This window comes from Paenibacillus sp. FSL H3-0286 (genome assembly GCF_045040705.1).
Classification (GTDB): Bacteria; Bacillota; Bacilli; order Paenibacillales; family Paenibacillaceae; genus Paenibacillus_AQ; species Paenibacillus_AQ odorifer.
In genome coordinates this window covers 1675322-1688411 of sequence record NZ_CP150285.1, presented here as the reverse complement: position 1 = coordinate 1688411, position 13090 = coordinate 1675322, and the positions used below count along the sequence as shown (strand labels likewise).

Annotated in this window: 11 protein-coding genes; 1 reads left to right on the top strand and 10 read right to left on the bottom strand. The window is 43.5% G+C overall.

All coding sequences use genetic code 11. The features are described 5' to 3' along the window. Positions 1-6: 6 nt before the first annotated feature. The 4 genes from MHB37_RS07325 to MHB37_RS07310 form a co-directional block, all read right to left on the bottom strand. Positions 7-1311: an ectonucleotide pyrophosphatase/phosphodiesterase gene (locus MHB37_RS07325; protein ID WP_339172281.1), complete on the bottom strand. Its 1305-nt coding sequence runs from the start codon at positions 1309-1311 to the stop codon at positions 7-9. Then, positions 1308-2567 (bottom strand): MFS transporter, encoded by a 1260-nt coding sequence (locus MHB37_RS07320; RefSeq protein WP_405169087.1) that lies wholly within the window; start codon positions 2565-2567, stop codon positions 1308-1310. Before MHB37_RS07320 ends, MHB37_RS07325 begins: the two co-directional genes overlap by 4 nt. Before the next feature lie 148 nt (positions 2568-2715). Next, positions 2716-3162, bottom strand: a complete 447-nt coding sequence (locus tag MHB37_RS07315; RefSeq protein WP_076125273.1) for a V4R domain-containing protein — start codon at positions 3160-3162, stop codon at positions 2716-2718. A 182-nt stretch (positions 3163-3344) separates the two neighbouring features. Then, entirely contained in the window at positions 3345-4526 is a 1182-nt protein-coding gene (locus tag MHB37_RS07310; protein WP_076125275.1) for a sensor histidine kinase, read from the bottom strand. Positions 4527-4871: 345 nt separating this feature from the next. On the opposite strand from MHB37_RS07310, the gene MHB37_RS07305 reads away from it, so the two are divergent. Further along, positions 4872-6749, top strand: coding sequence for an ATP-dependent DNA helicase (locus MHB37_RS07305; protein WP_405169086.1), 1878 nt, complete (start codon positions 4872-4874; stop codon positions 6747-6749). A 66-nt stretch (positions 6750-6815) separates the two neighbouring features. Here MHB37_RS07305 and MHB37_RS07300 read toward each other — a convergent pair whose 3' ends face one another. The 6 genes from MHB37_RS07300 to MHB37_RS07275 form a co-directional block, all read right to left on the bottom strand. Then, positions 6816-7586: an ABC transporter permease gene (locus MHB37_RS07300; RefSeq protein WP_036675795.1), complete on the bottom strand. Its 771-nt coding sequence runs from the start codon at positions 7584-7586 to the stop codon at positions 6816-6818. Beyond that, complete coding sequence (locus MHB37_RS07295; protein ID WP_405169085.1) at positions 7587-8345, bottom strand: ABC transporter ATP-binding protein; 759 nt, start codon at positions 8343-8345, stop codon at positions 7587-7589. Positions 8346-8421: 76 nt separating this feature from the next. Next, positions 8422-9288 carry a pentapeptide repeat-containing protein gene (locus MHB37_RS07290; protein WP_076125280.1) on the bottom strand — a complete coding sequence of 289 codons (867 nt, stop codon included), beginning with the start codon at positions 9286-9288 and terminating at the stop codon, positions 8422-8424. A 14-nt stretch (positions 9289-9302) separates the two neighbouring features. Beyond that, a complete protein-coding gene (locus tag MHB37_RS07285) occupies positions 9303-9632 on the bottom strand; it encodes a PadR family transcriptional regulator (protein WP_036675798.1) in 330 nt (109 codons plus the stop codon). Between the two features lie 166 nt (positions 9633-9798). Further along, a complete protein-coding gene (locus tag MHB37_RS07280; RefSeq protein ID WP_405169084.1) occupies positions 9799-11082 on the bottom strand; it encodes a DUF1963 domain-containing protein in 1284 nt (427 codons plus the stop codon). Positions 11083-11347: 265 nt separating this feature from the next. Beyond that, a complete protein-coding gene (locus tag MHB37_RS07275; RefSeq protein WP_405169083.1) occupies positions 11348-13081 on the bottom strand; it encodes a family 10 glycosylhydrolase in 1734 nt (577 codons plus the stop codon). Positions 13082-13090: the final 9 nt, after the last annotated feature.

The following is a 13090-nucleotide window of genomic DNA, read 5'->3' as shown; positions in this document are numbered from 1 at the left end:
CTTAATTTAGTCCATAAAAATTTCCTCTAAAGGTCTTCCGTCACCTGGATTAAAATCAATCCCTAAAATCTTTGCCATCGTGGGGGCTATATCTACCATTTCGATGTCCCCTATATGATGCCCATTTCTAATCTTTTCCCCGGAGACAACCAAGTTGCATCTATAGCCGTCTTTATCAGGAGAATAGCCATGCGTGGCAAATTTAACGCCTTGTTTGTCCAAATCAACAATCGTTGGTTCATCCATACTTTCGTCGAAACAATAACCTCTCTTAGCCTCAAGCATATACTTTGTGGTTTGGCCCACATGAAAATAATCCAGTTCATCTCTAGCATACAATTTCTCTATACCTGAAGACTCATCTCTCATATTATCTCCAATAACAGCTAATGCTATTTGCTCAGCTTCTTCATCGCCCTGCCGGATATGCAAGTAAGCCGCTCCACCCCCACACTGAAAGTAAGCTCTCCACTTCATTTCGCCGTTCTCTTCATAGATCAGGCCCTTTTCCTGCAAAAGGTTGTTTAAATGCACCTTGTACCTAACATTAAACTGGCCATGGTCCCCCAAAATTAAAAAAATCGTATCATCCTTTATCCCCGCTTCATCCACTGCCTGCATAATATCGCCTAACCTTTTATCCATACGTGTGATTACCTGCATCACTTCGTCACTGTCAGTTCCATAAGCATGTTTGGCATCATCCAGATCGATCAGATGCATCATTAGAAGATTAGGTTTTTTGCGCTTAATCGTTTCTATAGCACATTTGGTCGTGAAGTCATCTAGATAGGGCTGCTCAATCCCCTTGCGGATCCGGCCATATTTCAGCTCCATATCCACGCAGTATAAGGGGCTTCCGCTTTTTAATATCTTCAGTGCCTGATTTTCGTTTTTGATGGCTCTGATTTCAGGTATATTGTATTGGATGGAGGATTTACCCGATACTGGCCATAGGATTCCGGCTGTGCTCATCTTATGCTCGCGCGCAACATCGTAAATCGTTGGCACCTTGATCGCATTTCTAAACCAGAACCAATTCTGCTCCTCTTCCTTAATAAAGGGCTGAAACGGATTGTTGTGATGGATGCCATGCTTATCCGGATATACACCGGTTGCTATGGTGGTGTGCACTACATATGTGAGCGTGGGATACACACTTTTCAATTTATGGCTGTGGGCTCCGTTTTTAATTAATTCCGCTAAGTTTGGAAGCCGGCTGGCCAATGCCCAGTGGTCTTCTGAAAAGGCATCGTAAGAGATGACGATCAAATGCTTGGCCATAGCCGTTTGTGCTTTAATTGACTTCATAGAATAAGCCCCTTAGGTTCGTCATGTTCAGGCTGCTCTTTAGGTAAAGTTATAAATACGAATAATCCAATAATAAAAAGTGGGATAATCGCTAAAATACTAAATTTAGCATTACCTGTTAAGGTTGTTGTTAAAGACATTACAGCAGGACCAACAATGGCCGCGAACTTGCCAAAAATATTGTAAAAACCAAAGAATTCATTGGAATTCTCCTTTGGAATGATCTTCGCATAATAAGACCTGCTGAGCGCCTGAATGCCTCCCTGAGCGGAACCAATTAGCGCACCTAAAATAAATATATGCCACACTGAAGTGATAAAAAAAGCCGCGATGCAGGAAAGGATATATGTAACAATCCCCACGATGATCAAAGTCCTGGCGGAGTATTTTTTGGCGAGATTACCATACAGGATTGCACAAGGAAAAGCGATGATCTGGATAACTAATAATATCCCCAGTAAGGTAAAGGTGTCAAAAGCATCCGCACCCAGAGCCGATGTGGCATAGGGCACCACCATTTTAATAATCGTATCTACCCCATCAATATAAAGAAAGTACGCAATTAAGAAAACAAATACAACTTTATGCTGTCTAACATTCCTAAAGGTGTCTCCAAGTCTTTTAAAACTGTTGATTACAGGTCTTGGTTCAGGCTCAATATAATATCTCTGCTTCACATCTCTGATCATGGGTATGGTCAACAGCCCCCACCAAAGGGCAGTAATGATAAACCCAATCTGATAACCGATCGACTTATCCATCCCCATAAACAGAATCAATAGCAGGCTGATGCCAAATGGAATGACGCTGGCGATATATCCATAAGCAAAACCTTTTGTGGATACCTTATCCATCCTTTCATCAGTGGTTATATCCACAAGAAAAGAGTCATAAAAAATATTGGCTCCGGCAAAACCTATGACAGACAGGATGTAAAACACAATCAATAACTGCCACTGCCCGCTCGCAGGTGCAACGAATGCCAACGAAGCCGTAGCCAGCACACCGATCAAAGAGAAAAATAAGAAAAAGCGCTTTTTCTTATCCTTGTAATCTGCGATCGTGCCTAAAATCGGACTAAGGATAGCCACAAGAATACTAGCAATGGAGTTAAAGTACCCTAAATCCATGCTGCTGTTAACATTTGAAAACATGCCAAATACAATAGGCAATAATGCAGTTGTAACCGCCATCGAATAGGCTGAATTACCACAGTCATATAAAATCCATGATTTTTCCTCTTTGCTAAGTTTCATCTAACAGCCACCTTTTCACCTATTTGTAACTGTTATATCATTTCAGCATAAGAGCCATGTTAAATGAATGTTAATTCCATCACAACTTCTTCATAAAAAAACGACCTTTTAAAATCGAAAGGTCGCTTACTCGCTTTTATATATGAATTTAATATTTGACGATATATTCGCAATATTCATCCCCATTAACATTACATTTTATTTCCCGGACGGAAACCCGCTTTCCACGAATTTTAGTAAGTGCTCCTTCGATAATGGCTCCCTCCAGGTCACAAACCATTTTCCCTTCCATAATAGGTAACCCTTCGCAGAAACAATCGTGTACTGCAATCGTCATCCCCTTGTCATCTTCATGGGTTATTATAGGAATCCCTATCTTCAATTGTTCGAATAACTCGAATAGTTCATTAACCGAGGTAACACCAAACTCTTCCCCAATTTTTCTTCCTATAGTCAACGTTGTACCCTTACCATTCATGGGTAACGCTTGATATAAACCAATAAGTCTAATCGTTCTGAAAAGCTCCAAAGGTACGACATTACCTAATTTTTTTCTCTTTATTTTTTTCATATCTGTAAAAGTAAATTGATCCATGCCAGTAGCCTCCAATTGCTTATGTAATTTATATTTCAAATTTAATTGATATATTGAGTATAAACGTATCCAATAATTGCTTTGTGATCTTACGCACATCCTGATTTTTTGTAGAACCATAACAAAAAAAGCAACTTCCCTGTTGGCAAGTCGCTCCTTCATTCATTAGATGCAGCAGCATCTCAAATATGATAATCATAAACCCAAGGCAAAATAACCCTCACGCTAGTTCCAACCTGAACCTCTGAATCTACCTTAATATGCCCCCCATACATTTCAATTAATTGTTTACAAATCGATAATCCAATCCCTGTCCCTTTTTGCTTGGTAGTAAAGAAAGGGTCAAATATCCGTTTTAATTTATCCTGTGGAATTCCTTCTCCGTTGTCTTTAAAGAGTAGAATAATTTCGTTTGTCTCAGCAGCTGTGGTAACAGAAATATCTATTCTGCCTCTAAAAGCTGTGAAGGAATCGATACTATTTTTCAAAATATTAAGAATTACCTGCTCTAGCTGAGAGGCGCTTCCAAACGTTAGTACTTTTTCTAAAGAGCACTCTACTGAAAGTATAATATCATCACTAAGTATGAGTTGATTCACAATGTTATTAACTCTATGTATAACCTCCATAACGTTAAATACTACGCCGTTATTTTTCGTACTGTCACCTTTTCGAGCCAGTATTAGAAAGTCCGTTACTAATCCATTCAGAGCATCAATCTCTTTGATGGTGATATCCAGATATGCACGCAATTCATCCGCTTTGATCTCCGGCTCATTTAGCCTGATATTTACAAGCTGAGCAAAACCTTTAATCGAAGCTAGCGGATTTCTTATTTCATGCGCCATTCCTGCTGCCATTTGTCCCATAACAGCAATTTTTTGTTCATGTAAATTGTCAATCTGTTGATTTTTATTAGACAAATAACCTTGTGCAAAGCCAGTAAAACGGGTCCAGTTGCATTCCATTAAACGATTATAAAAAAACAATCGGATCGCGGAATCATCTACAAACTCTTCAATGATCTTAAACATAATATTCTGAGCGGTTAAATTTAAATCCTTGCTCATATCAAGTAAAATATCAAAATGATCACCGAATATTTCTGCAGTATAAACCCCTTGCTCAGCCCCCTCTTTTTCTAGCAGGTTTAAGTATTGATCGTAACCAAAAGAATCAAAAAACAAGGCTTCTACCATACTCATTAATATCGTACTGAATGATGAATCTAACAATTCCTTATGCGTCTCTACAAACCAGGAGAATTCGATGTTTTTCATAGTCATGGAATGATAATGCCTGTTTAAAATGATTGGAACTGCTAAGATTAATGACGAACGCAATTCATTTTCTTTGTATGACATTGTCATCCTCCTTCTTTGTAGTTTGTATTCAAGATATGTGTATATTTTCCTGCTTCAAAAACACAGTAATTCACTTTGTTTTAATCATCATATTATATTCTGGACTTGACTGTTAGAGTGGCATCGAAGATAATTACAACCTCACCAAAAAACCAAAAAAACTATAATTAGGAAGATCATTGATTTTGAAAAGGGGCGGTCGTCATTAGCTGGTTAAGTGATCTCTACAAATTACAGAAGCAGGAGCTAAAGAAGGACATCGAGCCCTCTTTAGTCAATGCTATCTTTCGCATGTATGATAAATTTCCCAGGATTGGACTTAAAGAGCGGATCGGCCAGCAGGATATGTCTCTAGATATCGCTGATGCCTATATTAATGGTCGTAACGCGATGATTGAAGCTGGAGTCGGCATCGGCAAGTCCTTTGCCTACCTCATTCCCAGCCTGCTTATTAACCAAATCTCAAGGCAACCGGTTATTATTGCGACATCCTCCATACAACTTTCAGAACAAATACATAAAGATCTGAGATTCATCGGAAGTCGGCTCGGATTTACAAGGGTACGTTCGGTAGTTGGAAAAGGCATGGGGCAGTATGCTTGCCGGTATAGGGCAGCAGATCTGTTCCAAGCGGATGATTCAAACACCCCTCTGTCTGCGCTTGCTCAACAGATTGTGAATTATGAAATTGATGAGCGGGCGGATATTAAGGGCGGGGTTAGTGATGCAGTATGGTCTAACGTTTGTGTGAATGATTGCAAATTTGAACGTTGCCATTATAAAAGTACATGTACGTTTTATGAAATGAGAGCTAAAATTAATGCCAACGCGAGCGACATGGATTTTATTATCGTAAACCAGGATCTGCTCATCCGTGATTTAATTAAGAAAAAGGAAGGAACGAAGGGGTTAATCACTGAACGGCCGGCTCTGATCGTAATTGATGAAGCTCATAATCTGGAAGCGAAGGTTAGAGATGCAAGAACGCTCGAATTTACAAACCGGGGAACCTGCCGTATTCTGGATGACGCCTTACAGATTCTCTTCAAACAATCTGCCGATACGGAGCTTATGCCGCAATTTAAATTTATAAAAAGATGCGTTGGCCATATTTTTAAACAAGTAGAGGCAGACTTACTGCAAACAGCCAAGCAGGACAATGACCGTATAAAAATATCGCAGATCACAGGAATCCCCTTAAGACGAGCAGCTCAGGTTTTAAAAGATTTTAATCTCAGCCTTTCCGTCTTAACTTCACGGCATGAGCGGGAGATTGACAATATTTTCGAAGCCATGAACGGAATTATCGACCTCTTTGATGTACTCGCCGGAGTAGAGGATAACTATCTGATCTGGGCAAGCAATACCCAGCGGGAGAGTACCCTTAGTATCTGCCCTAAAGGGATAAGCCAGTTTCTGAAATATACCTTATTTAACGGGAAAACCTCTGTTATTTTAACGTCAGCAACGATGTGTCAAAACGGAGAAACGCTGGAGGAACAATACGCTTATCTCACTGAGTCCCTCGGTTACAGGGGAGATTATATGGAGCGCCAAGCTTCACCGTTTGATTATGATAACCACACCATGCTGTATATTGCCAAGGACATCCCCTACTATAACCATCAGCGGCGGGAAGATTATCTTGAAGCGGCATACAAGGAAATGATGAGGCTCTGTAATTTAACAGACGGGCGGACATTGGTTCTTTTTTCAGCTAAAGAGGATATGAAGTATATTCATAAGAAATTAAACTCTGAGAAGCTTGCATGGGCATTGCATGTTCAAAGGGAAGGTTCGTCCCAAGACGGGGTGATCGCTGACTTTCGGGGCAGTAAAGGCGTTCTACTTAGTACCGGTGTATTCTGGGAAGGTGTGAATATCGAAGGTTCCGATTTGTCGCAGTTAATCATTTTCCGTCTGCCTTTCCCTGTTCCTGCCGATCCTGTCTATGAATATAAGACTTCGATGGCAAAGAATCCCTTGAAAGAGGTTTTTGTACCGGACATGCTGCTTCGGTTAAGACAAGGAACCGGGCGCCTGATCCGCAGTGAAACTGACCTTGGTGTGCTCAGCATACTTGATTCCCGCCTGTCCATTGCCGCCAAAAAGGATTACCGGGATCAGGTACTGGAAGCCTTACCTTTTAAAAAGGTTACTGAGGATTTCAAGGTTCTGGAGAAGTTTGTGAAAGAAAAAGGGATACAGCTTAGTGATACGTAGAGAGATGAAAAAAAGCAACCCATCCACAGACAAGTCGCTTCTAAACCCTATAACGTTATCTGGCAATTAAACTACTTTATGTTTGTATACCCGCATCGCTATTAAATAAGCAACTACTAGAATGGCTATGCACCATATGATGGCTCCCCAAATATCATTGCCGACAGGCTGCCCCATCAGGAGGGAGCGAACCGCCTCTACTATAGATGTAACGGGTTGGTTTTCAGCAAAGGCGCGAACGACTGGCGGCATCGATTCGGTAGGCACAAAGGCCGAGCTGATGAAAGGAAGGAAAATAATCGGGTAGGAAAAAGCAGTCGCGCCGTCCACCGATTTTGCGGATAGTCCAGCAATTGCTGCGACCCAAGTTAGAGCCAGCGTAAACAATATCAGGATGCCGGCAACCGCCAGCCATGAGAGCACTCCTGCCGATGAACGAAACCCCATAATCAATGCAACAAGAATGATGACGCTAACTGAAATCGCATTGGATATCAGGGAGGTCAGCACATGTCCCCACAGCATGGTAGAACGTGCAATCGGCATAGAATGGAATCTCTGAAAAATCCCTTTTTGCACATCATTAAACAGGCGGTAAGCCGTATAAGTTACACCACTTGCAATAGCGATCAGTATGATCCCGGGTAATAAATAATTCACATAGTTATCCGTACCCGCCTGGATGGCCCCACCGAACACGTAAACAAACAACAGCATAAATGCAATTGGCATGATAGTTACCGTGATGATGGTATCCATACTGCGGAGAATATGGCGCATAGAGCGTCCGAGCATTACACTCATGTCACTGAAAAAGTGCTTCTTAATCATTTCCATTTACTTTCCCTCCTTTTTGCCGATGATTGCGAGGAATATTTCCTCCAGCGTCGGCTGCTTTTCAATGTACTCAACTTTTGCCGGCGGAAAACGCTTTTTTAGTTCTTCGAGTGTACCGCTCGCAATAATTTTACCTTCATGTAGAATGGCGATTTGATCAGCAAGCTGCTCTGCCTCTTCCAAATACTGCGTCGTCAAAAAGACAGTCGTACCGCCGTCGGCAAGCTCCTTAACCATCTTCCATACATCAATCCTTGCCTCAGGATCAAGTCCAGTGGTTGGTTCGTCGAGGAAAATAATCTGCGGCTTTCCAACAAGACTCATCGCGAGATCTAATCTCCGGCGCATCCCGCCTGAATAAGTGGATACCTTGCGATCCGCGGCAGCGGTCAAAGTGAAGCGTTCCAGCAGATCGTCCGCAACTTGACGCGGATGCTTCTCATGGCGGAGCCTCGCAATCATGATCAGATTTTCCCGGCCGGTCAGAATCTCATCCACGGCAGCAAATTGACCCGTCAGGCTGATGGACTGGCGTACATAATCAGGCTTTGTGGCGACATCAAATCCGTTCACTGCAGCAGTCCCGCCATCTTGATTCAGCAAAGTGGTGAGGATTTTGACAATGGTGGTCTTGCCTGCACCATTGGAGCCCAGCAGAGCAAAAACGCTGCCCTGCTCCACTTCAAAATCCACCCCCTTTAAAACTTGAAGCTGTCTGTAGGACTTTTCCAACCCAACCACTTTAATGGACTTGTTCATTGCATTCCCTCCTCAAGGTTTTGTTAGCATATCTTTATGGAATTCTCCCCGCAAAACTCACTTCGGAAGCTCAGGCTTATAGAACTGTAACCTTTGTCAAATCAGCTTCCATGCCTTTGAGCGCAGCAAAGGTCAACTTATCCATCATTGCACCATCAAAGTTGATCGTTTTGATTGCACGATAAAACTTCTTGGATAACGAAAACCCGGAGAGGAATGACACATTCTTTAACGTCGCACCTCTAAACGAAATATCGTTCAGCGCCGACTTTTCAAACTTGACCCCGATAAAGGTCTGGCCGTCAAAACATAATCCCCGCAGATCAGAGGTTTTAAATTCCACACCGTCAAAGATACAGTTCTCAAAGATTGTTTTCGTGAGATCAGTCGTACACAGCTTGACGTCGGTCAGTCTTGCACTGATAAATTTCGCCCCTGTAAGTCCTGATGAGCTAAAGTTGGTGCGAACAAGAATAGATTTGTGAAAGCTCGCATTTGCCAGTTCAATGCCGGACAGATTGCAGTCGGTCAGATTAGCGCTGTCGAACTTGGCCTCGCCTACGTCACTGCCCGCGAAAGAACTGCCAGTCAAGTCAGCGCCTGTAAAATCGGAACCCCGCAACGCGCTCACTTTAAAATCCCCTTTATGGGCGGTAACGCCTGCAAAATCACTCTTCGATAAGTTGCTCGCCCTAAAGCTCGTCACCACCTGCCGCTCAAGTGAACGGGAGAGATTGGCAACCTCCTGCACCGTCTGTTCAATGTCGCCGATGCTGTCTATCGTCATCTTAAACGCCGTTTCATCATCCTTGCCTTCAGCCTTGAGTTCACTGAACCGCTCCTGCAAATCGGAAAGGAGGTCACTCTTTAATTCAGCAACGCTTTTTATCCCGTCATAGGGTGCGAATACGCCATTTAAATACATGTTTAATTTCTCATTCATATTATCAAGTCTCCTTATAATAAGTTTTCAAGCACACGCTTTGCGTACTCCCAATTAGTCTTGTTATTGGCGTAAACAGCTTTCCCCTTCTCGGTAATCCGAAAATACTTCCGTCGTCCCCCCTGAGACTCATCCCCCCAATACCATTCAATGTCACCGTCTGCCTCAAGCCGCCGGACGCTGGAGTACATCGTAGCTTCTTTTAATTCATACTCGCCTCCGGAACGCTCAGCAATCAATTTGACGATTTCATATCCATAACGATCGGCTTCGGACAAGAGCCGTAATACCATCGTATCGGTATGCCCTCGCAGCAGATCGGATGTGATTTTGTTCTCACTCATTTCATCACCTCATAATCGCATTGTATATCATACTACTGTGACAGTCAAGGTACTTTGATCATCATGTTTATACAAAATAAAAAAATGCCGTCCTTAGTTGTCTAAGGCAGCATTTTTCTCTTTTAAGTCTGAAGTTCCAATCTACGCTAACCAGAAATAAGTTGATTTATGTCTGCTGGTAATTCACAGCTACCTGCCGGCAACCCTCACACAAAAATGCATAATAAATCCCCTCGCTGTCCTCGGCCTGTTCCATGTCCATTTGGGCAATAAACTTCATCGTCGTCGAACAGCAAGGGCACACAGGATATTCCGCATCCTGAATCCAAGCCGGATGTCCTCCAATCTGCGACGCAGGCGCCTCAAGCATCCAATACGAATTTTCATAGGTTCCCATCTGCCGTTCCGATAGCTGCATGGCATGCCATGCTATTTCTTCCCTGTCTTCATTTGCAGGCAAAAAATCAGGAACGGTATTATATTCACTCCACGAATATTGGCCATCCAGCTCCGCTTTCATAAACACGGTGCCATAACAATTACAATGCATGCAAGCTGCAACCCTTAACCGCTGGCCGGAAAGCTTCATAAATTGAACCAGTGGATTCTGCAAATCGTAATCAAACAGCACTGTCAATTTACCGCCACACCAAGGGCAGGAATGCTCACCCTCCTGCAGCGCCACTACCGCCGTATGATCCCGATCCAGCCCATTTTTTCCGTCCCTGTTTACTTCAAAATGATAACTCTCGGGGTAAAAGAGCAGCCTTTTCCCACCGTCGGGATCTAATTCCCATCCTGCTTCGTGAGCATAGGTTTCCGGAGCCACATTTAACTCCGATGTCCATCGAGGCGGATGCTGCCGCCATGTCTCGAACTGCCGTACAACCTCTTCATCGCCAATCCAGGCCAATGCAAGCAGCAAATGATTACGGTTTTCCGAGTCATGCTCTAACTGATGAATGATCATATCGCGGATCTCCTGACCCGCTTCTTTATAGAGAATACCGGGATAATACTTCCCTTTGTGAAAAAAAACCTCCAGCCCCTGTTCAATGCAAGCACTTGAAAAACATATAAGCGACAGTAAAATAGCCTCAGCCTGGTCAAAATCATCTTCTTCCATCAATTCAATGGCGTAGGATTCCAATCGCTCCCTTTCGCTTTCAGTCAGTTGACGATACAACTCTTGCGCGGTTTTGTGATAGGAGATTTCGTGTTCAAGCGGGCTCAATCTCCGCGGTTTGTGCATGATTTTAAGAATTTCAACCGGATCATTCACACCTGCGTACAAATCAATGTCTTTTCGATTTTGTTCAATATAAGCCTTTTGCTCCAGCGCAAGCTTCCTTTGATGACAGGGCATGCAGATTCCACCTGTCTTTAAAGCAGTTGCAGGAAGTATGCTTCCCTTGCAGCCTGAGGTTTGGCAGGGTATACGCTCGCTCATCGTACTCTCCTATTCTGTATAAGTTATTCTCAAAGACTATTATTAATAAGCTAAACTGCATTATAGAATTAGCTATATTATAGAATTAGCTGCATTAAATATACCACCGGATTTAGCAGCTTTAAATTCATTTCAGATTTCAATTGGATATATCTCCCACCGTCACCTTATACCGAAATAAAAAAAGGTCAACCAGATATTTCTGGTTAACCCGATAAACGAAAACTCCTCCGGATAAAGAAGAAGCGGTGCTCTTATATTAGGCTTAATCCGTAATCTTCACATTTCCAAACACAGCCTTATTCCTCGAGTCATCCCCGGGATTGCTAAGTGCTATGCCAATATACACCTTGCGGTTCATCGGAATCTGAACAGTTCCGACCGTTTGCCAGTTATTCCCGTTCGTCGAAATAGCCCCTTTGAAGGTATTTCCACTTCGGGTCAGCTTTAGCCATCTTGGAGCCGAGGCAGTCGCAGTCTGATCAACCATATTGCCCGCAGTCTCTGCACGATACTGGAAGGTGGCCCCATTTTCGGGGGTAAGCATCATATCTGCGTGCTTCGAATTATGACCCAGCGACTCCCGAATCATAATGCCGGCCTTGGCCCAGCCGTCCAATCGGCTAGTGGACTGCACTTTAACAATAATCTCCGCATCGCCCCGCACGGATTGGTATATATAATTCAGTTGATCTCCATTTCCCCAGATATCCGTAGAGCTGCTGCTGAGTGTAAATTGCTTATTGGAAGAATTGTAGGTAACGTTCCCCGGCATGGAACCAATATTTCGCGCCTTCCACCCTGCTGGTAATTGAGCCGGATAGTCTTGTTCTACCGGAGGCGTCCAGCCTGGCGTAGGCCAGGTTTCACGTTCTTTGATATTGGCTAGCTCATCTTCTGGCCAGGCCCCGTAAGCAAAGAACGACAGACGCTTCACACCTGGATAATTCTCGCGGATTCCCTTGTAAATCTCCTGATATTGATCATCTGTCCAGTCATTATCCAGCGTCGCAACAATTTCCACGTCACTGCCGCTAATCCGGTCGCTCGTATCCTTCAGGATTCCGTAGGAAGTGCTGTATACCCAATCACTGTTGAACTCCCAGTCATCAAAGTACGCCATTGGTGCAACAAAGTCGATATCATCCTTGAATTTGGCTACATTCTGCCCAACTTCAATGAATTCTGGCGGCAAAATATACACGCCGAGCTGCACATCCGGCTTCGAGGACTGTGTGATATCCTGACGGATATCGCCCACATACTGTCCGATTTGTTCGGTTCTCCATTCATTCCACTGCTCACGCTGAGGCGAATCTGTCTCGAAGTCAATGCTGAGCGGTGAATACCCGAACTGCGCCTGATACTTCAGGGCCGTGTAATCACTGACGTCCATGTTGTAATTGTCGAAGCGGATCCAATCCAGCACAACGCCATCCACATCATAATTCTCGATTACTTCCTGAATAATGGAACGCTCATACTCCTGCACTTCATGGTGAATCGGATTGACGAAGTATTCGTTGCCGTTAGAACCTGTAAACGGTGTCTGAACCCCGTCAACCAGCACCTGCATCTGCCATTCATCGTGCTCCAGGAAAGCCTGCTGATCATGGAACTGCGGAATCCAGGCATGAACCTTGATTCCTGCAGCATGGGCTGCCGTAATGACAGCCTGCAGGGCATCGAAATTCTGGTAGCCTTGGGCAATTGGTGCGATATCACTCTGATAAAATACACTTCCAGACGGAACCTCATCATCTTCATCCTGCTTCACGTTCATGCTAATAACATCGACGCCATAGCTTGTAGAGAGCGCGATGAAATTCTGGACATCCGCCATGTTCTTAAACTGGTTTACGGTCCGTACAATAACTTCCGTTTCGAAAGGGGGGTTACTCTCCTCTTCGGCCATAACAGGAACGGAACCACCGGCTATCGAAGAAACCAACACGATGCTTAACAGTGCTATGAACCTCGATCTCAACGCAAATGCCATAATCTCGCC

Excerpts from the sequence above, each read along its gene's own strand:
- MHB37_RS07325 (WP_339172281.1), bottom strand. The coding sequence starts at position 1,311 with ATGAAGTCAATTAAAGCACAAACGGCTATGGCCAAGCATTTGATCGTC.
- MHB37_RS07320 (WP_405169087.1), bottom strand. The coding sequence starts at position 2,567 with ATGAAACTTAGCAAAGAGGAAAAATCATGGATTTTATATGACTGTGGT.
- MHB37_RS07315 (WP_076125273.1), bottom strand. The coding sequence starts at position 3,162 with ATGGATCAATTTACTTTTACAGATATGAAAAAAATAAAGAGAAAAAAA.
- MHB37_RS07310 (WP_076125275.1), bottom strand. The coding sequence starts at position 4,526 with ATGTCATACAAAGAAAATGAATTGCGTTCGTCATTAATCTTAGCAGTT.
- MHB37_RS07305 (WP_405169086.1), top strand. The coding sequence starts at position 4,872 with ATGTCTCTAGATATCGCTGATGCCTATATTAATGGTCGTAACGCGATG.
- MHB37_RS07300 (WP_036675795.1), bottom strand. The coding sequence starts at position 7,586 with ATGGAAATGATTAAGAAGCACTTTTTCAGTGACATGAGTGTAATGCTC.
- MHB37_RS07295 (WP_405169085.1), bottom strand. The coding sequence starts at position 8,345 with ATGAACAAGTCCATTAAAGTGGTTGGGTTGGAAAAGTCCTACAGACAG.
- MHB37_RS07290 (WP_076125280.1), bottom strand. The coding sequence starts at position 9,288 with ATGAATGAGAAATTAAACATGTATTTAAATGGCGTATTCGCACCCTAT.
- MHB37_RS07285 (WP_036675798.1), bottom strand. The coding sequence starts at position 9,632 with ATGAGTGAGAACAAAATCACATCCGATCTGCTGCGAGGGCATACCGAT.
- MHB37_RS07280 (WP_405169084.1), bottom strand. The coding sequence starts at position 11,082 with ATGAGCGAGCGTATACCCTGCCAAACCTCAGGCTGCAAGGGAAGCATA.
- MHB37_RS07275 (WP_405169083.1), bottom strand. The coding sequence starts at position 13,081 with ATGGCATTTGCGTTGAGATCGAGGTTCATAGCACTGTTAAGCATCGTG.